This is a genomic window from Micromonospora sp. NPDC048170 (assembly GCF_040652795.1).
GTDB lineage: Bacteria > Actinomycetota > Actinomycetes > Mycobacteriales > Micromonosporaceae > Micromonospora.
This window is the reverse complement of sequence record NZ_JBEZMR010000008.1, coordinates 132274-153733: the sequence shown is the minus strand read 5'-3', so window position 1 is coordinate 153733 and position 21460 is coordinate 132274. Positions and strand designations below refer to the sequence as shown.

At 71.2% G+C, this 21460-nt stretch carries 22 protein-coding genes; 3 read left to right on the top strand and 19 right to left on the bottom strand.

Annotated features, from left to right (window positions below; genetic code table 11):
- Nucleotides 1–76 precede the first annotated feature (76 nt).
- From AB0D32_RS14345 to AB0D32_RS14275, 15 genes are all read right to left on the bottom strand, one after another.
- Complete coding sequence (locus AB0D32_RS14345) at nucleotides 77–1036, bottom strand: electron transfer flavoprotein subunit alpha/FixB family protein (RefSeq protein ID WP_357089395.1); 960 nt, start codon at nucleotides 1034–1036, stop codon at nucleotides 77–79.
- A gap of 11 nt (nucleotides 1037–1047) precedes the next feature.
- Entirely contained in the window at nucleotides 1048–1827 is a 780-nt protein-coding gene (locus tag AB0D32_RS14340) for an electron transfer flavoprotein subunit beta/FixA family protein (RefSeq protein ID WP_357089393.1), read from the bottom strand.
- Nucleotides 1824–2708: an enoyl-CoA hydratase gene (locus tag AB0D32_RS14335; protein ID WP_357089391.1), complete on the bottom strand. Its 885-nt coding sequence runs from the start codon at nucleotides 2706–2708 to the stop codon at nucleotides 1824–1826. The genes AB0D32_RS14340 and AB0D32_RS14335 overlap by 4 nt, the downstream gene beginning before the upstream one ends.
- Before the next feature lie 80 nt (nucleotides 2709–2788).
- Nucleotides 2789–3805, bottom strand: a complete 1017-nt coding sequence (locus AB0D32_RS14330; RefSeq protein ID WP_357089389.1) for an acyl-CoA dehydrogenase — start codon at nucleotides 3803–3805, stop codon at nucleotides 2789–2791.
- A 6-nt stretch (nucleotides 3806–3811) separates the two neighbouring features.
- Nucleotides 3812–4951 (bottom strand): acyl-CoA dehydrogenase family protein, encoded by a 1140-nt coding sequence (locus AB0D32_RS14325; RefSeq protein ID WP_357089386.1) that lies wholly within the window; start codon nucleotides 4949–4951, stop codon nucleotides 3812–3814.
- A 1-nt stretch (nucleotide 4952) separates the two neighbouring features.
- Entirely contained in the window at nucleotides 4953–6203 is a 1251-nt protein-coding gene (locus tag AB0D32_RS14320; RefSeq protein ID WP_357089523.1) for an acyl-CoA dehydrogenase family protein, read from the bottom strand.
- A gap of 29 nt (nucleotides 6204–6232) precedes the next feature.
- Entirely contained in the window at nucleotides 6233–7207 is a 975-nt protein-coding gene (locus AB0D32_RS14315; RefSeq protein ID WP_357089520.1) for an NADPH:quinone oxidoreductase family protein, read from the bottom strand.
- A gap of 12 nt (nucleotides 7208–7219) precedes the next feature.
- On the bottom strand, nucleotides 7220–8008 hold the full coding sequence (locus AB0D32_RS14310) for an enoyl-CoA hydratase family protein (protein ID WP_357089383.1): 789 nt from the start codon (nucleotides 8006–8008) through the stop codon (nucleotides 7220–7222).
- On the bottom strand, nucleotides 8005–8538 hold the full coding sequence (locus AB0D32_RS14305) for a MaoC/PaaZ C-terminal domain-containing protein (RefSeq protein WP_357089380.1): 534 nt from the start codon (nucleotides 8536–8538) through the stop codon (nucleotides 8005–8007). The genes AB0D32_RS14310 and AB0D32_RS14305 overlap by 4 nt, the downstream gene beginning before the upstream one ends.
- Entirely contained in the window at nucleotides 8535–9008 is a 474-nt protein-coding gene (locus AB0D32_RS14300) for a MaoC family dehydratase N-terminal domain-containing protein (RefSeq protein ID WP_357089376.1), read from the bottom strand. Before AB0D32_RS14300 ends, AB0D32_RS14305 begins: the two co-directional genes overlap by 4 nt.
- 59 nt (nucleotides 9009–9067) lie before the next feature.
- Complete coding sequence (locus tag AB0D32_RS14295) at nucleotides 9068–9865, bottom strand: SDR family oxidoreductase (protein WP_357089373.1); 798 nt, start codon at nucleotides 9863–9865, stop codon at nucleotides 9068–9070.
- Nucleotides 9858–10733 (bottom strand): SDR family NAD(P)-dependent oxidoreductase, encoded by an 876-nt coding sequence (locus AB0D32_RS14290; protein WP_357089370.1) that lies wholly within the window; start codon nucleotides 10731–10733, stop codon nucleotides 9858–9860. The genes AB0D32_RS14295 and AB0D32_RS14290 overlap by 8 nt, the downstream gene beginning before the upstream one ends.
- Nucleotides 10734–10735: 2 nt before the next feature.
- On the bottom strand, nucleotides 10736–11851 hold the full coding sequence (locus AB0D32_RS14285) for a nitronate monooxygenase (RefSeq protein ID WP_357089368.1): 1116 nt from the start codon (nucleotides 11849–11851) through the stop codon (nucleotides 10736–10738).
- Nucleotides 11848–12675: a CoA-transferase gene (locus AB0D32_RS14280; RefSeq protein ID WP_357089365.1), complete on the bottom strand. Its 828-nt coding sequence runs from the start codon at nucleotides 12673–12675 to the stop codon at nucleotides 11848–11850. The genes AB0D32_RS14285 and AB0D32_RS14280 overlap by 4 nt, the downstream gene beginning before the upstream one ends.
- Entirely contained in the window at nucleotides 12672–13532 is an 861-nt protein-coding gene (locus AB0D32_RS14275) for a CoA-transferase (protein ID WP_357089362.1), read from the bottom strand. Before AB0D32_RS14275 ends, AB0D32_RS14280 begins: the two co-directional genes overlap by 4 nt.
- A 172-nt stretch (nucleotides 13533–13704) precedes the next feature.
- Here AB0D32_RS14275 and AB0D32_RS14270 point away from each other — a divergent pair, with 172 nt between their 5' ends.
- A complete protein-coding gene (locus AB0D32_RS14270; RefSeq protein ID WP_357089358.1) occupies nucleotides 13705–14466 on the top strand; it encodes an enoyl-CoA hydratase-related protein in 762 nt (253 codons plus the stop codon).
- Nucleotides 14467–14470: 4 nt separating this feature from the next.
- On the opposite strand, the gene AB0D32_RS14265 is transcribed toward AB0D32_RS14270, so the two are convergent.
- Both AB0D32_RS14265 and AB0D32_RS14260 read right to left on the bottom strand, forming a co-directional pair.
- Nucleotides 14471–15286 (bottom strand): sugar phosphate isomerase/epimerase family protein, encoded by an 816-nt coding sequence (locus tag AB0D32_RS14265; protein ID WP_357089355.1) that lies wholly within the window; start codon nucleotides 15284–15286, stop codon nucleotides 14471–14473.
- Nucleotides 15287–15329: 43 nt separating this feature from the next.
- The gene (locus AB0D32_RS14260; RefSeq protein WP_357089352.1) at nucleotides 15330–16286 is read right to left on the bottom strand and encodes an SDR family oxidoreductase; all 957 of its coding nucleotides are present in this window, start codon (nucleotides 16284–16286) and stop codon (nucleotides 15330–15332) included.
- Between the two features lie 197 nt (nucleotides 16287–16483).
- Here AB0D32_RS14260 and AB0D32_RS14255 point away from each other — a divergent pair, with 197 nt between their 5' ends.
- Together AB0D32_RS14255 and AB0D32_RS14250 are read left to right on the top strand one after the other, a co-directional pair.
- Nucleotides 16484–17071 (top strand): TetR/AcrR family transcriptional regulator, encoded by a 588-nt coding sequence (locus AB0D32_RS14255; protein WP_357089349.1) that lies wholly within the window; start codon nucleotides 16484–16486, stop codon nucleotides 17069–17071.
- Nucleotides 17072–17174: 103 nt separating this feature from the next.
- Nucleotides 17175–18251 (top strand): phosphotransferase family protein, encoded by a 1077-nt coding sequence (locus AB0D32_RS14250; protein WP_357089347.1) that lies wholly within the window; start codon nucleotides 17175–17177, stop codon nucleotides 18249–18251.
- A 95-nt stretch (nucleotides 18252–18346) separates the two neighbouring features.
- Here the strand turns inward: AB0D32_RS14250 and AB0D32_RS14245 are convergent, their stop codons facing one another.
- Both AB0D32_RS14245 and AB0D32_RS14240 read right to left on the bottom strand, forming a co-directional pair.
- A complete protein-coding gene (locus tag AB0D32_RS14245) occupies nucleotides 18347–19567 on the bottom strand; it encodes an acetyl-CoA C-acetyltransferase (RefSeq protein WP_357089344.1) in 1221 nt (406 codons plus the stop codon).
- Nucleotides 19568–19722: 155 nt separating this feature from the next.
- Nucleotides 19723–21330: an AMP-binding protein gene (locus tag AB0D32_RS14240; RefSeq protein WP_357089517.1), complete on the bottom strand. Its 1608-nt coding sequence runs from the start codon at nucleotides 21328–21330 to the stop codon at nucleotides 19723–19725.
- Nucleotides 21331–21460: the final 130 nt, after the last annotated feature.

Sequence of the window (21460 nt, the reverse complement as noted above, 5' to 3'; positions counted from 1 at the left end):
CGGTCCTCTCTATGGAGACGCCGAGAAACAGTAAACAAAGCTTCCTGTCGATGTCAACGTGAGGAGTGCAGAAGGATCACTTGCGCTTGCGGATCTCGTCTGCGGCCTGCGGGACGATCTTGAACAGGTCGCCCACCACACCGAAGTCAGCCAATTCGAAGATCGGCGCCTCACCGTCCTTGTTGACCGCGACGATGGTCTTCGAGGTCTGCATACCGGCCCGGTGCTGAATCGCACCCGAAATACCGAGCGCCACGTAGAGCTGCGGGGAGACCGTCTTACCGGTCTGACCCACCTGGAACTGGTGCGGGTAGTAGCCGGAGTCGACAGCCGCACGCGACGCGCCGACCGCACCACCGAGCAGGTCCGCCAACTCCTCGACCAGCTTGAAGTTGTCGGCGTTACCCACACCACGACCACCGGAGACGACCACACCCGCCTCGGTGAGCTCCGGACGGGAACCCTTCTGCTCAGCGACCCGCTCCACAACCCTGGCCAACTTGTCGGTATCCGTGACCGCGACAGTGAGCTGCTCGACAGCCGGGGTCGCCGCCGCCGGCGTCGGGTTGACCGAGTTCGGCCGGACAGTGACCAACGGCAGACCCCGGGTGACCCTGGACGTGACGATCGCGGAACCGGCGAAAGCCACCTGCGTGGCGGTGCCGTCCGAGTCCAGACCGACCACATCGGTCAGGATCCCGTTGTCCAACTTGACCGCCAGCCGGGCCGCGATCTCCTTACCCTCCTGCGACGACGCCAACAACACCGCCGCCGGCTGCACCCGCGTCACCAGTTCGGCCAGCACACTCGCCTTCGGGGCCACCAGGTAGCCGTCGATCTCCTCACTCTCGGCCGCGTAAACCTTCTCCGCACCGTACTCACCCAACCTGGCACTCAACGCCTCGACAGCGCCGGGACCACCAAGCACCACCGCACTCGGGGTACCCAACCCGCGGGCGAGAGTGAGCATCTCCAGAGTGACCTTCTTGACGCCGAACTCACGAGTGGCTTCGACGACGACGAGAACCTCAGACATGTCCAGACCCCTCACACGAACTTCTCGGCAGCGAGGAACTCGACCAGCTTCACGCCGCCGTCGCCCTCATCGGTGACCTTCGCCCCACCAGAACGCGGCGGACGCCTGGTGTGCTCCAACACGGCGCTGGACGCCCCCTCGAAACCCACCTCAGCCGCAGCCACACCCAGATCAGCCAGCGACAACGTCTGCACCGGCTTCTTCTTCGCCGCCATGATGCCCTTGAACGACGGATAACGCGGCTCATTGATCGTGTCCCACACGGAAACCACCGCCGGGGCGGTGGCGGTGACCACCTCGTAGCCCTCCTCCGTCTGCCGCTCCACCGTCAGCGTCGAGCCGTCGACGGTCAGCTTGCGGGCACCGGTCAACGCCGCGACACCCAACCGCTCCGCGATCATGTGCGGAATGACCTGCACCCGGCCATCGGTCGACTCCGTGCCGCAGAGCACCAGATCGGCGTTGAGCTGACCGAGCGCGGCCGCCAGCACCCTCGACGTCGCCACCGCACACGACCCGTGCAGGGCATCGTCCACCACATGCACCGCCTTGTCCGGACCCATGGACAGCGCCTTACGAATCGACTCCGACGCCCCCTGCGGACCCATCGTCAGGACCGTCACCTCACCCCCGTGCGCCTCCTTGATCTTCAACGCCTCCTCGATGGCATACTCATCCATCTCATTGATGACGTTGCTCGCCGAACCGCGGTCAACCGTGTTGTCGTCAATACGCAGGCTGCGGTCCGCGCCCGAATCAGGCACCTGCTTGACGAGTACGACAATGTTCATCGCGCTTCCCTTCTCGCGGCGTCACGCATGCTCCGAGCGTCCTGGCCACCGAGGGGATCATTGCCCACCTCGGCGTTGTGCGCGTGGGCCGCGTGGTGCAGTCCGAACACCGAATCCATCCCATCCCGCAGGCCCATGAGGTCCTCGGCCTGGTTGACCGCCTTCTTGGTCAGCGCAAGACCCAGCCGCGGCATCTGTGCGATCCGTGCCGCGAGCCCCATGACCTCCGCCTCGAGATCGTCCCTGGCGACGACCCGGTTGACCATGCCGAGTTCGGCCGCGCGCGCCGCCGGCATCCGGTCGCCGGTGAAGAGGAACTCCTTGGCGAACCGCGGGCCCAGCACCCAAGGGTGGGCGAAGTACTCGACCCCGGGTATCCCCATTCGCACGACCGGGTCGGCGAAGAACGCGTCGTCCGAAGCAACGATCAGGTCGCATGACCAGGCGAGCATGAGGCCACCGGCGACACACGCCCCCTGCACCATGGCGATCATCGGCTTGGGCAGCTCACGCCAGCGGCGGCACATCCCGAGGTAGACCTCGGACTCGCGGGCGAACCGGCTGTCCACCCCGGCCTTTCCGACATGGTCCCACCACAGGCCGGCACGCCGGTCGAACGACGAGTCGATGTCACGACCCGGCGTGCCGATGTCGTGGCCGGCCGAGAAGTGCTTCCCCGCACCTGCCAGAACGATGACCTTCACCTCGTCGTCGGCGGCTGCGCGGTAGAACGCGTCGTCGAGGGCATAGGTCATCGCGGAGTTCTGCGCGTTGCGGTACTCGGGCCGATTCATCGTCACGACGGCCACCGGCCCCCGCGTCTCGTACCGGACGACCTCCACCGCCGCGTCGTGCGGGGCCGCGCCGCTGTTCTCGCTCATCTGCATCTCCTTCTCGCCGGGGGGCGGGTGTACGTCGTGAGGGTCGTGGGCCGCCGGTGAGGCACCATCGAGTGCCTGCGTCAGGACGCGGGGCGCGCGCCGGTCAGGCCGACACCGAGGTCCGCCAGCAGAGCCGCCCGATGCCAGGCGGAGCTGCCCCACGACGACTCCAGAGCCCACGACCGCTTGAGGAACAGCTGAAGGTCGTACTCGGTCGTGTACCCGATCGCGCCGTGGCACTGCAGAGCGGCCCGGCCCACGACGTGCGCCGCCTCGGACGCCAACGCCTTGGCGGTCGCCAGTGAGCGCAGCCGGCCCGGGACGCCCGCGGCCAGCTCGAACCCGGCCGTCGCCACCACCGGCGCGGCGAACTCCAGTTGCAGCAGCGCCGTGGCGAGGTGGTGCTTGACCGCTTGGAAGCTGCCGATCGGCACCCCGAACTGCTCTCTGGTGCGCACGTGCTCGACCGCGAGGTCGAGCATCCGTCGGGACAGCCCGATGAGCTCGGCCGAGGCCGCCAGCACTCCCCGCTCCCATGCCAGCCTCACCACCTGCGGGTCGTCCACGGTCGCCACGAGCCGCGCGTCCGCGTACCCGGTCAGGTCCAGCGCGAAGTCCACCGACGGCGACGCCGAGGCCGTCGCCTCGGACACGTCGAGAACCTCGATGCGCCCGGTCCCGCCGAAGCCGCCGCTCAGCACCAGGTCGACACCGGAACCGAACGCGACCCGCCCGGTCGCCGCAGGGTCGGCACCGACCGTGAGAGCCCCCTCGACAAGGCTCGCCAGCAGCTCCGGGGCGCCCGAGACGAGCACCGCCGGAGCGACCGCCAGGGTCGCCGTGAGCGGCAACGGGGCGGCGGCATATCCGATCTGCTCGAAGACCGACACGAGATGGTTCTCGTCCAGGCCCAGCCCTCCGTCGTCCTCGGCCACGAGCAGCCCCGCCACGCCGAGGCCGGCCAGGCTCTCGGCCAGCGAGGCCACCTGCGCCGACCCGGCTCCGGCGCGCACCGTCTCCGGCGGGCACCGGTCGGTGAGCACCTGACGGACGACCGCCTCGAGCTCACGCTGTTCGTCACTCGGAGCGAACCGCACGCCTGGTCACCTCCTCGGCAGACCGAGCACGCGCTCGGCGATGATGTTGCGCTGGATCTCGTTGGTGCCCGCATAGATCGGGCCCGACAGCGAGAACTGGTAGCCGCGGGTCCAGGGGCCGTCGACAAGCGCGTCCGGACCGAGTAGTTCCAGCGCCGTCTCGTGCAACGCGATGTCCAACTCGGACCAGAAGACCTTGTTGAGGCTCGACCGCGCACCGGCCGGGCGCCCCTCGACGATGTCGGTGACCTGTGCGAGCGTGAACTGCTGGTAGGCGTGCGCCTGCATCCACGAGCGCGCCACCCGGTCGCGGAGCAGATCGGTCGCCGCCCCGGCCCGCTCGCCCGCGAGCGCCACGAGCGCGTCGGCCGCCTTGAGGAAACGCCCCGGTGAGCGCAGCGTCAGGCCCCGCTCCGACCCGGTCGTCGACATCGCGACCGACCAGCCCTGGTCGACGCCGCCGAGAACCGCCGAGTCCGGTACGAACGCGTCCTCGAAGAACACGTCGGCAAAGCCCTCGTCACCGTCGAGCCGGTCGAACCCGCGCACCGTCACGCCCGGGGTATCCAGCGACACAAGAAAATACGTCAGTCCCCGATGCCGTCCGGCCTGCGGGTCGCTGCGGAACAACCCGAACAGGTGGGTGCAGAACGCGCCCCGGGTCGACCAGGTCTTCTGCCCGCTCAGGCGCCACCCGCCGGCCTGCTCGTCCCGCACTGCCTGGGATCGGATCCCCGCCAGGTCGCTGCCCGCGCCCGGCTCCGACCAGCCCTGGGCCCACAGGTCCTGTGCCGCCGCCATCCGCGGCAGCAGCTCGTCCCGCTGCTCCTTCGTGCCGAACTCGAAGATCGTCGGGGCCAGCAGGAAGATGCCGTTCTGCGTCACCCGCTGCGGCGCACCGGCCCGGTAGTACTCCTCCTCGAAGATGAGCCACTGCCAGATCGAGGCCTCGCGGCCGCCGTACTCCTTGGGCCACGACACGACCGACCACCGGTCCGCGTGCAGCGCCCGCTCCCACTCCAGGTGTGCGGCGAAGCCCTCCGCGGTGTCCCCGGAGGGCAGCGGCTGCCGCGGCACGTTCGCGGCGAGCCAGTCGCGGGCCTCCGCCCGGAACTGCTCGTCCTGCGCCGACCAGGTCAGGTCCATCTCAGCCCCGCCCCGTCTCGGCGGCGCCCGTCGGCGCCGCGTCGCGGTAGCGGCGTAGTTGCGTGCGCGCCACCGTGCGCAGGTGCACCTCGTCCGGGCCGTCGGCGATGCCGAGGATCCGGGCGCTGGCCCACATCCGGGCGATCGGGAAGTCGTCGGTGACCCCACCGCCGCCGTGTGCCTGGATCGAACGGTCCAGCACGTTGCGGGCGACCCGCGGCGCGACGACCTTGATCGCGGCGATCTCGGTCGCGGCGCCCTGGACGCCGACCCGGTCGATGAGCCACGCCGCCTTGAGCACGAGCAGGCGGGCCTGCTCGATCTCCATGCGGGACTCGGCGATCCAGTTTCGCACCACGCCCTGCTCGGAGAGCGGGCCGCCGAACGCCTCGCGGGCCATCGTCCGGCGCACCATGAGCTCGAGGCCCCGCTCGGCCATGCCGAGGCAGCGCATCGCGTGGTGGATGCGTCCCGGGCCGAGGCGGGCCTGGGCGATCGCGAAGCCGTCACCCTCGCCGCCGAGCAGGTTCGTCACCGGCACCCGCACGTCGTCGAACCGGATCTCGCAGTGGCCGTGCTGGTCGTGGTAGCCGAAGATCGGCAGCGAGCGCACGATCGTCACCCCGGGGGTGTCGACCGGCACGAGAACCATGGACTGCTGCCGGTAGACGGCCGCCTCCGGGTCCGTCTTGCCCATCAGCACGAGGATGTCGCAGCGCGGGTCCGCCGCGCCGGTCGTCCACCACTTGCGTCCGTTGATGACGTACTCGTCGCCGTCGCGCACGATCGAGGTGGAGATGTTGCGTGCGTCGGAGGAGGCCACGTCCGGCTCGGTCATCGAGAAGCCGGAGCGCATCGTGCCTTCGAGCAACGGTGTGAGCCACTGCCGCTTCTGCTCGGGCGTGCCGAACATGTGCAGCAGTTCCATGTTGCCCGTGTCCGGCGCGGCGCAGTTGAGCGCCTCGGGGGCGAGGTAGGGGGAGCGTCCGGTCTCCTCCGCCAGGTAGGCGTACTCGAGGTTGGTGAGGCCCGACAGGTCAGGCAGGAAGAGGTTCCACAGACCCAGCTTGCGCGCCGTGGCCTTCAGCTCTTCGACGACCGGCGGCAGGACGTGGGACACTCCCCCGTTTTCGCGGGCCGCGGCGCCGAGCTCGGCGGCGTACACCTTCTCGGCGGGGTAGACGTGCTCGGCCATGAACGTGCGCAACGTCGCGAGCAGCTCGATCGAGCGCGGGCCGGGGCCGAGGTCCATCTGGGTCAGCTCGGTCGCGTCAGCCACCTTCACTCCTTGCCTGCTTTCGTACGGAGGGCGATCTTGCCGCGAGCGCCACGGTTCATCACCGTGCCGAGCGCGCGGGCGGCCTCCTCCAGCGGGAAGACTTCGCTGACGTGTGGCCTCAGCCGGCCGGCGGCGATCCATTCGAGCAGCGTCGTCATGTTCGCGGCGTTCGCCTCCGGGTTGCGCTTGGCCCAGGCGCCCCAAAGGACCCCCAGCACCGCGCCCTCTGTGAGCAGCAGCCGGTTGAGCTTGACCTGCGGGATCTCGCCCGTCGCGTAGCCGACGGTGAGGAACCTCCCGGCCCACGAGAGGGCACGCAGTGCCGCGGTGGCGGCATCGCCGCCGACGGGGTCGTAGACGACGTCGGCACCGGCGCCGCCGGTCAGCTCGCGCACCGTCGCCGTCATGTCGTCGTAGCCGATGGCGTGGTCGGCCCCGTGCGCCAGGCACAGCTCACGCTTGTCCTCGCTCGAGGCGGCCGCGATCACGGTCGCGCCGAGGGCCTTGCCGATCTGCACGGCGGTGAGGCCGACGCCGCCGGAGGCGCCGAGCACGAGCAGCGTCTCGCCGGCGGCGAGGCCGGCCCGGTCGACGAGCCCGTGGTAGGACGTGCCGTAGACGACCGGAATCGTGCTGGCCTCGACGAGGTCGACGCCCTCGGGCAACGGGTGGACCATGCGGGCGTCAACGAGCACCTGCGCGGCGTAGCCGCCGATGCCACAGAAACCGATGACACGGGTGCCGACAGGCGGGCCGGTCACCCCGTCGCCGAGCGCCGCGACCGTGCCGGCGACCTCGCAGCCGGGCACGAACGGCAGCTCCGGCTTGGTCTGGTAGGTGCCGGCGACGATGAGCCCGTCGGGAAAGTTCACCCCGGCGCCGACGACGTCGACGAGCACCTGCCCCGGGCCGGGCTGCGGCTGCGGCCCTTCCGTGAGCGTGAGCACCTCGGGACCCCCGAGCTCACGGACCACCATCGAACGCACGGCTCAGCCCTCCCTGCCCGAGCGCGCCGCCTTGTCGGTGCCGGCGAACTCGTCGCGGACCCGGTCGGCGACCCCGGTGAGGTTGAGCTCGAAGGTGAAGCCCTGCTCGAAGCGGTAGCTGCGGTTGACGTCCCACAGGTCGATGCCGTTGAGCGAGGCCTTCGCGGCCCGGATGACGGTGGGGTCCTTCCCGGCGATCTGGGTCGCGACGGCGAACGCCGCCTCGCGCAACTGCTCGCGGGGTACGACACTGTGGACCGAGCCGTACGCGTGCAGCTCCTGGGCGGTGGCCGTGGCCGAGGTGTAGACCATGGCGCGCATCCGGTGCTGGGGCACCATCCGGGACAGGTGGGTCGCGGCGCCGAGGGCGCCGCGGTCGACCTCGGGCAGGCCGAAGGTGGCGTCGTCGGAGGCGACGATGACGTCGGAGTTGCCGGCCAGGCCGATGCCGCCCCCGAGGCAGAAGCCGTTGACGGCGGTGACGACCGGTACGGGGCACTCGTAGACGGCCTTGAACGCGGCGTAGCAGCCGCGGTTGGCGCCGAGCAGCGCGGTGAAGCCTTCGGTGCGCTGCATCTCCTTGATGTCGACGCCGGCGTTGAAGCCGCGGCCCTCGGCGCGCAGCACGACGACCCGCACCGACTCGTCGGCGCCGGCGGCGTCGAGGGCGGAGGCGAGTGCGAACCAGCCGGCCACGGGCAGCGCGTTGACCGGCGGGTTGTCCACGATGATCTCGGCGATCCCGTCGGGGTGCGTGGTCGTCGTCACGGACGCGTGGGTCGTGGGGGTCATCCCTGCTCCTCGGTGGTCTCGGGCTGCTCGCTGGTCCCGGGCGTCGTGCCCCCGACGGCGGCGTCGAGGGCGGCGTCGGGCAGCACGAACGTCGCCCACGCGGTGACGGCCGTGTCGCCGGTCTGACGACGGCAGGTCAGCTCGACGTCGACGCGGCCCTCACGACCGTTCTCACCCTCGAGCACGTAGGTGCGCAGCGGAACGCCGCCGAGCGTGAGGGTGTCGCCCGGCCACACCTGGGCCAGGAACCGGATGCGGAAGTCGCGCACGTTGGGGCCGCCGAGCCAGTCGGTGGCGTAGGTGCCGAGCAGGCTGGCCTGCCACATGCCCACCGAGAAGGGGCTCGGGAACCCGGCGGCCCTGGCGAAGACCTCGTCGTGGTGGATCGGGTTCATGTCGCCCGAGGCGCCCTGGTAGCGGACGAAGTCGGTGCGGGTCACCGGGCCGTGGGTGCGTGCCGGCGGGGTCGCCGGGACGGGCAGGCTGACCTCGGTCGTGCCGGGCCGGGTGGTGGCGGTCGTGTCGCTCATGCGGAAGCTCCGTCCTGCGTCGCGGCCCCCGTGTCCGGCGGGCGGGCCGTCTCGACACCGGTGAGCTTGGCCTGGGCGACGAGACGCCCGGTCTCGTCACGGAAGTCGGTGTACATCACGGCGAAGGTCATCTCACCGCCGCGACGCCCCACCTTGGTGTAGATCTCGCCGATGCGCGACTGGCAGGTGAGCCTGGTCCCGGCGCGAGGCGGCTCACCGAAGAAGGTGTACTGCTGCTCGGCGTGCAGGCCGCGCTGCTGGTCGAGCTCGACCGCGGACCACGGGTTGGAGTCCTCGCCCTGCCAGAAGAAGGTCGTCGTGAGGAACGTCGGCTGTACGACCGGGTCCTCCTCCCGCAGGTAGGCAGCGTCGGCCGCTCCGGTGGCCAGCGCGAACTCGCGGATCTTGCCGCGCTCGACGTCGAGCCGGAAGGGGGCGCCGGTGACGCCCTGCGCGTCGGGGTTGGCCACGACGAGCTCCTTTCGTCGGTCCGTGCGCGCCGGCGCGGGTCGCCGGCACGCACGGATGGTCACGGGTGCTGGCTCGAGACGGACACGACCTCGCCGGTCATGTACGACGAGTAGTCACTGGCGAGGAAGACGATGACGTTGGCGATCTCCCACGGCGTCGCGGCCCGGCCGAAGGCCTCCTGGGCTGCCAGCTGGGCGAGCAGCTCGTCGCTGGTCACCTTGGCCAGGTGGGCGTGCAGGGCGATGCTCGGGGACACCGCGTTGACCCGGATGCCGTGCTCGGCGACGTCCAGGGCCGAGCACCGGGTCAGCGCCATGACGCCGGCCTTGGCCGCGGCGTAGTGTGCCTGCCCCTTCTGCGCGCGCCAGCCGATGACGGAGGCATTGTTGACGATGACCCCCTTGCCGGCCGGGATCATGTGCCGCAGCACCGACCGGGTCGCCTTGAAGGTCGAGGTCAGGGTCACCGACAGGACGGAGTCCCACTGGTCGTCGGTCATGTCCTGCACGGCCGCGGTGCCGCCGAGGCCGGCGTTGTTGACGAGCACGTCGATGCCGCCGAACTCGGCGGCGACGGTGTCCATGAGGTGGTCGAGCTGGACCTGGTCGGTGACGTCGCAGGGCACCCCGAGCGGCCGGGTCCCGGTGAGCCGCTCGAGCTCGTCGACCGACTCGGCGAGGCGGCGCTCGTGACGGTCGCTGATGGCGACACGTGCGCCTTCCTCGGCGGCGCGGCGCGCTGTCGAGAAGCCGATGCCGGTGCCGGCCGCGGCGGTGACGAGCACCGAGCGCCCGGAGAGCAGCCCGTGGGCGGGGCCGGCCCAGTCGGTGGCGTTGGTGTGACCGGTGTCAGACACGGGTGGCCATCTCCTTCGCGATGTCCTCGACGCTCCAGCGGGCACCCTTGTCGACGGTCCAGTCGTAGCTCCACGGGGCGAAGCGACGGATCTCGCCGCCCTTGGCGTAGTACACCTCGCCGGTCACCGGCGCGTCGGCGGTGAGCAGCCAGGCGACGAGCGGGGAGACGTTGCCCGGGTGGTAGACGTCGAACGCGGCGGGGTCGGCCGGGGCGGCGACCATCTCGCCGATGCCGGGCAGGTCCTGGGTCATCCGGGTACGCGCGACCGGGACGATCGCGTTGACGCGCACGCCGTAGCGGCCGATCTCCTGGGCGAGGATGACGGTGAGGGCGGCGATGCCGGCCTTGCCCGCGCCGTAGTTCGTCTGCCCGACGGCGCCGATGAGGCCGGAGGTCGAGGAGACGTTGACGATCGAGGCGACCGGCTGGTTGCCGGCCTTGGACTCGGTGCGCCAGTGGTCGGCGAACACCCGGCACGGCGCGAACGTCGAGCGCAGTTGGCCACGGATCACCGCGTCCCAGTCGTCTTCGCTCATGTTCACGAACATCCGGTCTCGCAGGATGCCGGCGTTGTTGACGAGGCCGTCGACGCGCCCGTAGGTGTCGCGGGCAAGCGCGAGCAGCTCGCGGGCCCCCTCGGTGGTGGCGACGTCCGCGGTGCTGGCCACGGCCCGCCCGCCAGCGGTCGTGATCTCGGCGGCGACGGCCTCGATGACCGAGGGGTCGCTGCCGGTGCCGTCGGCGGCGGCGCCGGTATCGGCGACGACGACCGAGGCACCTTCGGCGGCGGCGAGCAGCGCGTGCTCACGGCCGAGGCCGCGGCCGGCGCCGGTGACGACGACGACCCGTCCCTGCAGTGCTCCCATGACTAGTCCTCCTCGTGCACGGCCGGGGCCGACGCGACCGGCGCAGGCACGCCGAGTCGGTCGAGGGTCCGGGTGGCCTCGTCGATGATGCGGTCGATGAGCTCGGCGACGCTCGGGACGTCGTCGATGAGTCCGACGACCTGGCCGGTGGCCATGACGCCGACGTCGGTCCTGCCCTCGAGCAGGGCCGACCGGTAGAGCATCGGAGCGTTGGCCGCCATGACGACCTGGCTCCACGTCAGGTCGTGAGCCTTGCGCATGGCCAGGCCCTCTCGGACCATGTCGCCCCACGGCGTGCTGGACAGCTTCTGAAAGGCGAAGGCGTTGCGCACGGCCCGCAGCAGTCTGCCGGCGGCGGAGGTGCGCTCCAGTTCCTCGATCGTGCCGGCGCGCAGCACGCGCTGCGGCACGCCGTCGACCTGGAGGGTCAGGACGGTGTCGTTGACCGTCTTGGACAGGTAGACGTCCTTGACCGACGGCTGGACCGGCGAGTCGCTGGTGAGCAGGAAGCGGGTGCCCATGGCGATGCCCTCGGCACCGTAGGCGAGCGCGGCGACGAGGCCGCGGCCGTCGAAGAAGCCACCGGCGCCGATGACCGGGATGTCGACGGCGTCGACGACCTGGGGCAGCAGCAGGCTGGTGGGCACCCCGCCGGTGTGGCCGCCACCCTCACCGCCCTGCACGATGACGGCGTCGGCGCCCCACGCGGCGACCTTCTCGGCGTGGCGGCGCGCGCCGATCGACGGGACGACGACGAGGCCGGCGTCCTTGCACTTGGCGAGGAGCGCCTGCTTGGGGGCCAGCGCGAAGGAGGCGACCTTGACGCCGGCCGAGATGAGCAGGTCGATGCGCTTGACGACGTCGGGCTGGTCGGCGCGGATGTTGACGCCGAACGGTGCGTCCGTGCCGGCCTGGATCTGTTCGATGGCCACGACGAGCTCGTCGTAGGACAGCAGGCCGGCCGCGAGGATGCCCAGCCCGCCGGCGTTGGCCGTCGCGGTGGTCAGGCGTACGTCGGAGACGTAGCCCATGCCGGTCTGGACGATCGGGTACCGCACCCCGAACAGGTCGGTCGCCCGGGTACGCAGCCTCGGGTGCGGCCCCTGGGCCTGGCTCATGCGGGGATCTCGCGGTCGCGCAGCGAGCGGGGGTCGATGACCTCGCGGATGAGGCGCAGTTCCTCGGCGCTCGGCTCGCGGGTGGCCGGGACCTCACCCTCGACGTGCACGTCACAGGCGGTGGCCGCACGGAACTCCTCGAGCGTGACGCCGGGGTGCAGGCTGAGCAGGCGCATCGCGCCGTCGGGGCCACCGAAGTCGAGGACCGCGAGGTTGGTGACGACACGGCGCAGATCGTGGTACGCGCTCGCGGCCGGGCCGGCGGCGCGGGCGCTGTCGGTGCCGACGCCGGAGACCATGTCGACGGTCCGGACGAAGCTGCGCGTGGAGTGGTTGGGCACCCAGTAGCTGGTCGGGTGGTAGATGCTGTTGCCGGGGGCGCCGCGCACGCCGAGCAGTTGGACCTTGGGCTGGGCGTAGTCGCCGATGGCCGAGATGTTGGTGTTGCCGTACCCGTCGATCTGGACCGGGATCATCATGACGTGCCGCTTGCCGTGCCAGACGAGGTCGAAGATCGTGCGGAACGGGCTCCAGCCCTCGACGACGACTCCCTCGGTGGCGTGCGGGTCCGCGCCGATCTGCCAGGTGCCGGAGACGAAGTGGGCCTCACCGTCGGTGAGCAGCAGGTCGGGGGCGACGGTGAGCCGGGCGAGGCGGACGCCGATGGCCGGGATCGTGCCGAACGCGCTGGCGATGAACTCGCCGTCGCCGGCGAACGCGTCCGCCACGGCGACCGCGCAGTACTCGGCGCGGGTCACCGGCGCGTCGGCAGTGGTGGCGCTGCCCGTGGGCTGGTCCGCGGACTCGGTGACGGTGCTGCTCATGCGACCTCCTCGGCTCGGGCGGCGACGGCCGCCTGGTAGTCATCTTCCGTACCGGACAGGTATCGCTTCTCGAACTTGGCCCAGGCCTGCGGGTCGCCGGCGGCCTTGGCGTACTCACGCTGGAAGGCCTCGTCGCGCTCGTAGTCGGGGACGCAGGAGGTGAAGTGCGCGCCGTTCGGGGTCTCGACGACGCCGGTGACGAGCTGACGGTTGATCTTGATCGTCGCCGAGTGCCCGGCGGCGCTGAGCTCGGCCGTGGGCACGATCCGCTCACAGGACATGAAGGCCTGGTCGGCGGCGAGGCAGTAGAGGTCGTCGAAGTACGGGTCGGGTCCGAGGAACTGGCCGTTGCCCTGGGCGTCGGCGCGGTTCATGTGCACGAGGGCCGCGTCGAGACGTAGCGGCGGCATGGCCACGAGCTGCTCGGTGCCGTACGGGTCCTGGACGAGCTTGAGGTCGGGATTGTGCTTCAGGACGTCCGACCCGAGCCCGGCGCGGGTCGGCAGGAAGGGCAGGCGGATGCCGGCGGCGTACAGCCCCCACTGGAGCATGCCCTCGTCGACCTCGGCGATTTCGACGGCGCCCTTCTGTCGCGCGGCGCGGAAGTGCGGGTCGAGGGCGATGCTGTCGAGCGAGACGAAACCGAAGACGACCTTCTTGACCTTGCCCGCGGCGCAGAGCAGGCCGACGTCCGGCCCGCCGTAGCTGACGATGGTCAGGTCCTTGAGGTCGGAGCGCAGGATCTCGCGCACGAGGGCCATGGGCTTGCGCCGTGAGCCCCATCCCCCGATGCCGATGGTCATCCCGGATTCGAGGCGCGACACGACGTCGCGGGTTGTCAGAGTCTTGTCGGCCATGTGTCCCTCATCGTTCCGTCTCGGGGCACTGCTCGAGCGCGGTGGCGAGCGGTGCGAAAGCGAGTCGCGTGCCGGGCTTCCGGGGCCGGGCCACCGTGTAGCAAGCGCTTGGTTGGTAGACTAACAGCCATCGGAAAAGGGTCAAGACCCTAAGGCGCAGGAGGGTGGGACGATGGGCACAGTGGTGTGCGAACGCGTCGACGCGGTGGGTGTCATCAGGATCAACCGGCCGCAGGTGCGTAACGCCCTCGACCCCGACACCCTCCTGGCGATGACCGACGCCCTGCTCGGGTACGACGCGGACCCGGGCGTGCGCGCGGTCGTGCTGACCGGCACCGGCGAGCTGTCCTTCAGCGCCGGGATGGACCTGCGCGCCGCGGCCGAGGGGCGCCTGGTCGACGTGGCCCGCAGTCCGCTCACGCTCCTGCGCGACGGCTACCGCAAGCCGGTCATCGCCGCGGTCAACGGGCCCGCCGTCGGCGGAGGCTTCGAGCTCGCCCTCGCCTGCGACCTCGTCGTCGCGGCCGAGCACGCCTACTTCGCACTGCCCGAGGTGGGGCGCGGCATCGCCGCCTCCGAGGGCGGCACCGACCTGCCCCGTCGCCTGCCGATCGCCGTCGCCCTCGAGCTCGGGCTGACGACCGAGCCGCTTCCGGCGGCCCGGGCCCACGAGCTGGGCCTGGTCAACGCCGTGGTCCCCGCCGACGAGGTCCTCCCGCGCGCGCTCGCGCTCGGCGCCCGGATCGCGACCCACTCTCCGGCGGCGGTGCTGGCGACCAAGCGGCTCATGCACCTGAGCCTGGACACCCGCGAACGCGATTTCGCCGCGGTCAACCGCCTCGCGACCCTCGAACTGCTCGCCGGGCCGGATGCCGCCGAGGGCGCGGCCGCGTTCGTCGCCAAGCGCGCGCCGCGGTGGGCGGACGTGCCCTGAGCGCTCAGGGACGCGCCGCCGCGACCTGCTCACGCATCCACGCGATCGATCGGGTCACCGCCGACTCGGCCCCCTCGGCCTCGATGGCCGGGCCGAGCAACTCGACGTCGACGATGCCGGTGTAGCCGGCCCGCAGCACGTTCCCCAGCAGGCCGGCCATCGGCAGGTCGGCGTCCCCGGGCACCCACCGGTTCGGGAAGGTCGAGGTGCCGACCCGGAAGTCGGACACCTGGAGGATCTCGATCTGCGCGACCCGGTCGCGGACCAGGTCGGTCAGGCCGCGCTCCTGCCAGCAGCAGTAGAGGTCGAGGCAGACGCCGATGCCGCAGAGGTCGGCCAGGGCGAAGGCGTCCCGCGCGGTGTGCGTGAAGCTGAGATCGCACCTGACCGGCAGGGTGTTCTCCACGCCGAGGCGCACCCCGTGCTCACGGGCGGTGGCCACGACCGGCATGATCCGCTCGGCGAACCGGTCGGCCGCCTCCTCCCACGTCAGGTGTGCCGAGGGGCCCGACGTGAGGTAGACGAGGTCGGCCCCGAGCGTACGGGCGTTGACGACGCCGGTCTGCAGCGCCGCGACCTGCTGTGCCCAGCCCGACTCGTCGTCCGGATGGGCGCTGAAGCTGTGCACGAGGTAGCCGAGGCGTACGTCGTGCTCGGCGAGCAGGTCGCCGAGGGCCGGCACGCCGAAGGGGGCGACCTTGCCGCACTGCAGGCCGACGAGGTCCGTGCCGGTACGCCGGTACATCGCGATCTCCTCAGGCAGGGCCCAGGACATCGCGGCCATGCCGCTGACGCAGAGCGGGTTGATCGTGGCGGGCATCGGGCTCCTGTCGGTTCGGGATCGTTCGGGTGTCGGAAATCGGTCAGTCGAGATATTCGGTGCGCACCCGGCGCACCCCGAGAGGCGCCAGGTGCGGCCGCAGCCGCGCCGTGACGGCCTCGGCGATCCGCTCCGGGGTCCACGCCGTGTGCCGCAGCACGGGGTCGGCGAGCGCCGGGTGGGTCGTCAGCATGAGCTCGGGACCGTTGGAGCGCAGCACCTGGCCGGTGATCTCGACGCTGAGGTCCGAGAGCAGGTAGAGCAGCAGCGGCACGTTGGCCTCGGGCGCGATCCCCGCGTTCTGCCCGCTCGGAACACCGCGGAACTGCTCGAGCACCTCGGCCATCTGGGTCTGCGCGTTCGGGGAGATCGCGTTGACGCGGATCCCGGCCTCGGCGAGCTCGGCTGCCCACGCGTAGGTGAGCGTGGCGATCGCGGCCTTCGTCGCCCCGTACACGGCCGTCTCGGCACGGCCCATCTGCTCGCCGGAGGTGACGTTGACCAGGACCCCGTGGCCCTGGGTGCGCATCGCCGCGATCGCGGCGTTGCCCCAGGCGATGGTGCCGAGCACGTTGACCTCGAGCATCCGGCGCACCATGGCCTCGGACTCGGTGCCGGCGTGAGCCATGGCGAAGACGCCAGCGTTGTTGACGAGGCCGTCGAGCTGGCCGTGCTCGGCGAGGCAGTCACGCACGAGGTCGTGCGCGGTCGCCCAGTCCGCGACGTCGGCGACCCTGCTCGAGCCGCGGCCACCAGCTGCGGCGAGCTGCCCGCTGAGCCGCTCGAGTCCCTGCTCGTCGACGTCGACGGCGACCACGTGGGCCCCGGCCGCGGCGATGCCGCGCACGTATGCCGCCCCCAACCCGTTGGCGGCGCCGGTGACGATGACAACGCGGCCGGCGAGCAGGCCGGCCCCCTTGTCAGTTCTGGAGGCGGGTGGACGACGTGGCCCGCTGCCGGGCAGGACGGTGGGGATCGGACCGGTCCTCGGGTCGGACATGCGGGCAGCACCTTTCGGCGGATCGGGTCCGGAGCGCAGCCCCTACGCGACCGAACGAGCGCTTGGTTGGCCGCAGGATAGGTGGTGCAGCCTTCCTGGTCAAGGGAGATATTTGCCTCTGCCCATGCACAGGAGGCGTCGAGGTGCTATAAACAAGCGCTTGACCAACTGCGCTCGAGAAACCGGGAGTACCCCAGATGTCGACGACCCAGGACCGCCGCGCGGTCATCCTCGACAACGCCGCGCACCTGTTCGCGGCCAAGGGGATCGTTGCCACGACCGTCCGCGAGATCGCCGACTCGGTCGGCATCCTCTCGGGCAGCCTCTACCACCACTTCAAGTCCAAGGACGAGATGGTCGACGCGATCATCTCGGACTACCTGACCGACCTGACCAACCGCTACGCCAAGGTGCTGGCGTCCAAGGAGAGCCCGGCGACCCAGCTGCGCGAGCTCGTGACGAGCTCGCTGGCCAACATCGAGGCCCACCCGCATGCGACCGAGATCTACCAGAACTCGAGCGCCTACCTGCCCACGATCAAGGGCTACGAGCACATCCGCGAGTCGGCCGCCTCGATCCAGCGGGCCTGGATCCAGGTGCTCGAGGCCGGCATCGCCAGGGGCGACTTCCGCGACGACATCCCGGTGCGCGTGCTGCACGGCATGCTGCGTGACTCGCTGTGGCTCTCGGTCCGTTGGTTCAAGCCCACCCCGTCGTACTCCATGGCAAGCTTCGCCGACGACTTCGTCTCGGTGTACCTCGACGGAATTCTCGCCCACGACTGAGCGCGGTCGGCCCGCGCCCGGCGTCCGGCGTACGACACGACACGGTACACCGAACCAACCAAGCACTTGCTACGCTCCATGCCGACGGCAAGGAGGCGCTCCCATGACGGCAGCAGGTCATGCCCTGACCGGTCCGGCCCCGATCGGCACCGCCCGACACGCCGGGCTCCCGGCGGGGGTCGACGCCTGGCTCGGCCGCACCGTGCCCGAGCTGCAGGGGAACCTGCGACACGAGCTCATCGCCGGGGGACGCTCCAACCTCACCTACCGGACCACCGACGCGGCCGGCCACGTCGTCGTGCTGCGACGTCCACCGCTCGGGGACCACCCGGCCACCGCGCACGACGTGCTGCGCGAGGCGCGGATCCTGCGCGGGCTGCATGGCCACCTCCCGGTGCCGCGAGTGCTCGCCGTCGAGGAGACGGGTGAGGTGGCCGGCGCCCCTCTCGTCGTGCTCGAGCACCTCGACGGCACGATCCTGCGCAGCCCCGCCGACGTCGTACGGCTCACCACCGAGGCCGACCGTGCGCTCATCGGCCCCACGATCGTCGACGCCCTCGTGGCCCTGCACGGGCTCGAGCCGGAGGTCATCGGGCTCGGGGGTCTGGCCCATCGCCGTGACTACATCGCCCGCCAGCTCGGGCGCTGGAACGAGAACTGGCACCGGACCAGGATCCGCGACCTGCCCGATCTGCGGACCGCGCACGAGCATCTCGTGGCCGCGGCTCCCGAGCAGTCCCGCTCGGGGATCGTGCACGGGGACTTCCGCCTCGACAACTGCATGCTCGACTCCCGGTGGCGGGTGCAGGGCGTGCTCGACTGGGAGCTGACCACGGTCGGAGACCCCTTGGCCGACGTCGGCCAGCTGCTCGTCTACTGGGCGCAGGCCGACGACGAGGCCCGCGCGCTGCACGACCCGGCCACGGTCCTGCCCGGCTTCTCGACCCGGGAGGAGCTGCTCAACCGGTACTGCCTCGCCACCGGCACCGATCTGGCCCGGATCGACTACTTCGTCGCCTACAACTGGTGGAAGACCGCGTGCATCGTCGAGGGCGTGCACACCAGGGTCGCGCAGGGTGCGATGAGCGGTGGCGACCGCACCGCGGCCTCGTTCGCCGAGCAGTCGGCCGCCGTCGCCGGCCGGGCCGCGACGCTCGCGGCAGCGCTGCGCAGGCACTGACCCTCGCCCGGCCGCGGACCCGCGCACCTCGGCACCCCCGCACAGGGCCCGGTCGCGTTCGCGGCCGGGCCCTGTGCGGGGGTGGGCGCGGGGCCCTAGGAGAGCCGTTCGATGACCATCGCCATGCCCTGGCCGCCGGCCGTGCACATCGTCTCGAGACCGAGCTGGCCGTCCCGGGCCCGCAGCCCGTTGATGAGCGTCGTCGTCATCCGCGCTCCGGTCTGGCCGAACGGGTGGCCCAGGGCGATCGCGCCGCCGTGGACGTTGACCTGATCGGGACCGGCCTTGAGGTCCCAGATCGAGGGGATGACCTGCGCGGCGAACGCCTCGTTGATCTCGACGAGATCAATGTCGGCCATCGAGAGCCCGGCCAGCGCGAGGGCCCGCTTCGAGGCCTCGACCGGGCCGAGACCCATGATCTCCGGCGAGATCGCCGAGACGCCCGTGGACAGGATCCGGGCCAGCGGCGTGATGCCGAGCTCGGCGGCCTTGCGGCCGGACATGACGACGAGGGCGGCCGCGCCGTCGTTGAGCGGGCAGCAGTTGCCCGCGGTCACCGTGCCATCGGGCCGGAAGACCGGTTTGAGGCCGGAAAGCGACTCGACGGTCACCCCGGCGCGGGGGCCGTCGTCGGTGGCTACGACGGTGCCGTCGGCGAGGGTCACCGGCGTGATGTCGGTGGCGAAGAAGCCCGCCTCGATCGCGGCCTGGGCCCGCTGCTGGCTCGTGGCGGCCCACTCGTCCTGCTCGGCGCGGCTCACACCGCGGTGGCTCGCGACGTTCTCGGCGGTCTCGCCCATCGCGATGTAGACGTCGGGCAGCTCACCCGCGTCGCGCGGGTCGCTCCACGGGCCGGCGCCACCCTGGGCGCGGGCGGCGGTGCGCTCCCCCGCCGCGGCGAAGATCGGGTTCTTCGTGTCCGGCATGCCGTCGGACTTGCCGGCGGCGAAGTGCGAGACGACCTCGACCCCGGCGGAGACGAGCACGTCCGCCTCACCGGCGCGGATGGCGTGCAGCGCCATCCGGGTCGTCTGCAGGCTTGAGGCGCAGTACCGCTGCACCGTCGTCCCGGGGACCCGGTCGAGCCCGAGCTCGACGGCGACGACGCGCCCGAGGCCCCAGCCCTGCTCGCCGGCCGGCTGCGCGCAGCCGAGCATGAGGTCGTCGATCTGGGTCGGGTCGAGCGACGGCACCTGGGCCAGGGCCGCCTGGACCATCTGGGTGGCCAGGTCGTCGGCCCGCATCGAGGCCAACGACCCCTTGAAGGCCCGGCCGATCGGCGAGCGCGCCGCGGCGACGATGACTACGTCCTGCATGGTGTCCTCCGATTGTGGGCTGGTGCCCGTGACGGCGGTGCCGTCGGTGTCAGATCTGGTCGGGAGTGTCGGGTCTGCGGGCAGACCGGTCCGGTGCGCCCGCACAAGCGCCTCGGGGGCAGCACCCCGGGGGGCGGGACCCGCGAACGCCGGGCTCACCCGGTGAGCTTGAACTTCTGGATCTTTCCGCTCGGGGTTCGTGGCAGGGCCGGAACGATGCTGAAGCTGCGGGGGCGCTTGAAGTTGGCCAGCCGGTCCCGGCACCACGCCTCGAGTTCGTTGACGAGCACCGACTCGTCCCCACTCCAGTCGGGGACGATCTGCACGAAGGCGCTGCCGACCTCGCCCATCCGCGCGTCGGGCACCCCGACGACGGCGACGTCGGAGACTGCGGGGTGCTCGCACAGCACGCGCTCGACCTCGGCGGGGTAGACGTTGAAGCCCCCGACCATGTAGACGTCCTTGATCCGGTCGGTGATGCGCAGGTAGCCATCCTCGTCGACCCAGCCGACATCACCAGTGTGCAGCCAGCCGTCCTCGTCGATGGCCTGTCCGGTGGCGACCGGGTCCTCGAAGTAGCCCAGCATCACGTTGTAACCACGCACGAGGACCTCGCCGGTCTCACCGGCCGGCAGCGCCTGTCCGTCGAGGCCGGCGATCCGCAGCTCGGTGCCCGGGATCGCCTGTCCGCAGCTGGTCGAGATCCGCTCGAGGTCGGCATCGGGCGGACACACGGTCGCGGTGCCGCACGTCTCGGTCAGGCCGTAGGCGGTGATGACGTCGCGGAAGCCGAGTTCCTCGCGCATCCGGCGCAGCAGCGGCACCGGCACGATCGTGGCCCCGGTGACGGCCAGGCGTACCGAGCTGACGTCGTAGGCGCCGAAGGCGGGGTGCTCGAGCAGGGAGGTGTAGACGGTGGGCGCGCCGGGGAAGACGGTGACGCGTTCCCGCTCGACGAGACGCAGCACGGTCTCGACGTCGAACACGGCGACCGGGATGATCGTGGCGCGCATGAGTAGGCAGGCCAGGATGCCGGCCCGGTAGCCGAAGCTGTGGAAGAACGGGTTGACCATGAGGTAGCGGTCGCCGCGCTGCAGCCCGACGAGCCGGGCCCACTCCAGGTCGACGCGCAGGTTCGAGGCGTGCGAGACCATCGCGCCCTTGGGGTAGCCGGTGGTGCCTGAGGTGAACAGGATGTCGGCCATGCCCTCGGAGTCGAGGGCGGCGATCCGTCTGTCGATGATGGCGGGGTCGACCTGGTCGGCCAGCGCGGTGAAGCCGGCCAGGGACCACACACCGTCACCGGCCTGCTCGCGACCGGCGGCGGCGGACAGGTCGACGACGGTACGCACCGAGGGCAGCAGCGGCACGGGGCGCCCGATGGCCGGTGGTGGCCCGTCGCCGCGCAGCGCGGCCAGGTAGTCGGCGCCCAGGAAGGTGTCGTCGAGGATGACCATCGTGGCCCGGACCTTGGCGATGGCGTACCGTGCCTCCCCTCCACGGAAGCGGGTGTTGACGGGGCAGAGCACGCCCCCGGCGGCCAGCACGCCGAGGGCGCTGATGACCCAGTCGGCGCTGTTCGGGGCCCAGACGACGACACGGTCCCCCGACTCGAGACCGTGCGCGACCGCGGCCCGGGCGAACCGGGTGACAGCCGCGTCGAGCTCGGCGAAGGTCATCCGCACGTCGCCGTCGACGAGGGCCTCGAGCTCGGCGGCGTCCTGCGCGGCCTGCCGCAGCAGGGCGGGGATCGTGGTCAACACGTCACTCACGCACATCTCCTCACGCGGAGCCGGTCACTTGCCTGGAACGAACCACAGACTACCAACCAAGCGCTTGCTAGACTAGGCGTGGCGACGCCGGCTACACCGTCGGCGAGCCACGCAGACTCGA

Excerpts from the sequence above, each read along its gene's own strand:
- AB0D32_RS14310 (WP_357089383.1), bottom strand. The coding sequence starts at position 8,008 with ATGACCCCCACGACCCACGCGTCCGTGACGACGACCACGCACCCCGAC.
- AB0D32_RS14345 (WP_357089395.1), bottom strand. The coding sequence starts at position 1,036 with ATGTCTGAGGTTCTCGTCGTCGTCGAAGCCACTCGTGAGTTCGGCGTC.
- AB0D32_RS14270 (WP_357089358.1), top strand. The coding sequence starts at position 13,705 with ATGGGCACAGTGGTGTGCGAACGCGTCGACGCGGTGGGTGTCATCAGG.
- AB0D32_RS14285 (WP_357089368.1), bottom strand. The coding sequence starts at position 11,851 with ATGAGCCAGGCCCAGGGGCCGCACCCGAGGCTGCGTACCCGGGCGACC.
- AB0D32_RS14260 (WP_357089352.1), bottom strand. The coding sequence starts at position 16,286 with ATGTCCGACCCGAGGACCGGTCCGATCCCCACCGTCCTGCCCGGCAGC.
- AB0D32_RS14290 (WP_357089370.1), bottom strand. The coding sequence starts at position 10,733 with ATGGGAGCACTGCAGGGACGGGTCGTCGTCGTCACCGGCGCCGGCCGC.
- AB0D32_RS14245 (WP_357089344.1), bottom strand. The coding sequence starts at position 19,567 with ATGCAGGACGTAGTCATCGTCGCCGCGGCGCGCTCGCCGATCGGCCGG.
- AB0D32_RS14305 (WP_357089380.1), bottom strand. The coding sequence starts at position 8,538 with ATGAGCGACACGACCGCCACCACCCGGCCCGGCACGACCGAGGTCAGC.
- AB0D32_RS14265 (WP_357089355.1), bottom strand. The coding sequence starts at position 15,286 with ATGCCCGCCACGATCAACCCGCTCTGCGTCAGCGGCATGGCCGCGATG.
- AB0D32_RS14250 (WP_357089347.1), top strand. The coding sequence starts at position 17,175 with ATGACGGCAGCAGGTCATGCCCTGACCGGTCCGGCCCCGATCGGCACC.
- AB0D32_RS14325 (WP_357089386.1), bottom strand. The coding sequence starts at position 4,951 with ATGGACCTGACCTGGTCGGCGCAGGACGAGCAGTTCCGGGCGGAGGCC.
- AB0D32_RS14340 (WP_357089393.1), bottom strand. The coding sequence starts at position 1,827 with ATGAACATTGTCGTACTCGTCAAGCAGGTGCCTGATTCGGGCGCGGAC.
- AB0D32_RS14320 (WP_357089523.1), bottom strand. The coding sequence starts at position 6,203 with ATGGACCTCGGCCCCGGCCCGCGCTCGATCGAGCTGCTCGCGACGTTG.
- AB0D32_RS14280 (WP_357089365.1), bottom strand. The coding sequence starts at position 12,675 with ATGAGCAGCACCGTCACCGAGTCCGCGGACCAGCCCACGGGCAGCGCC.
- AB0D32_RS14275 (WP_357089362.1), bottom strand. The coding sequence starts at position 13,532 with ATGGCCGACAAGACTCTGACAACCCGCGACGTCGTGTCGCGCCTCGAA.
- AB0D32_RS14255 (WP_357089349.1), top strand. The coding sequence starts at position 16,484 with ATGTCGACGACCCAGGACCGCCGCGCGGTCATCCTCGACAACGCCGCG.
- AB0D32_RS14315 (WP_357089520.1), bottom strand. The coding sequence starts at position 7,207 with ATGGTGGTCCGTGAGCTCGGGGGTCCCGAGGTGCTCACGCTCACGGAA.
- AB0D32_RS14335 (WP_357089391.1), bottom strand. The coding sequence starts at position 2,708 with ATGAGCGAGAACAGCGGCGCGGCCCCGCACGACGCGGCGGTGGAGGTC.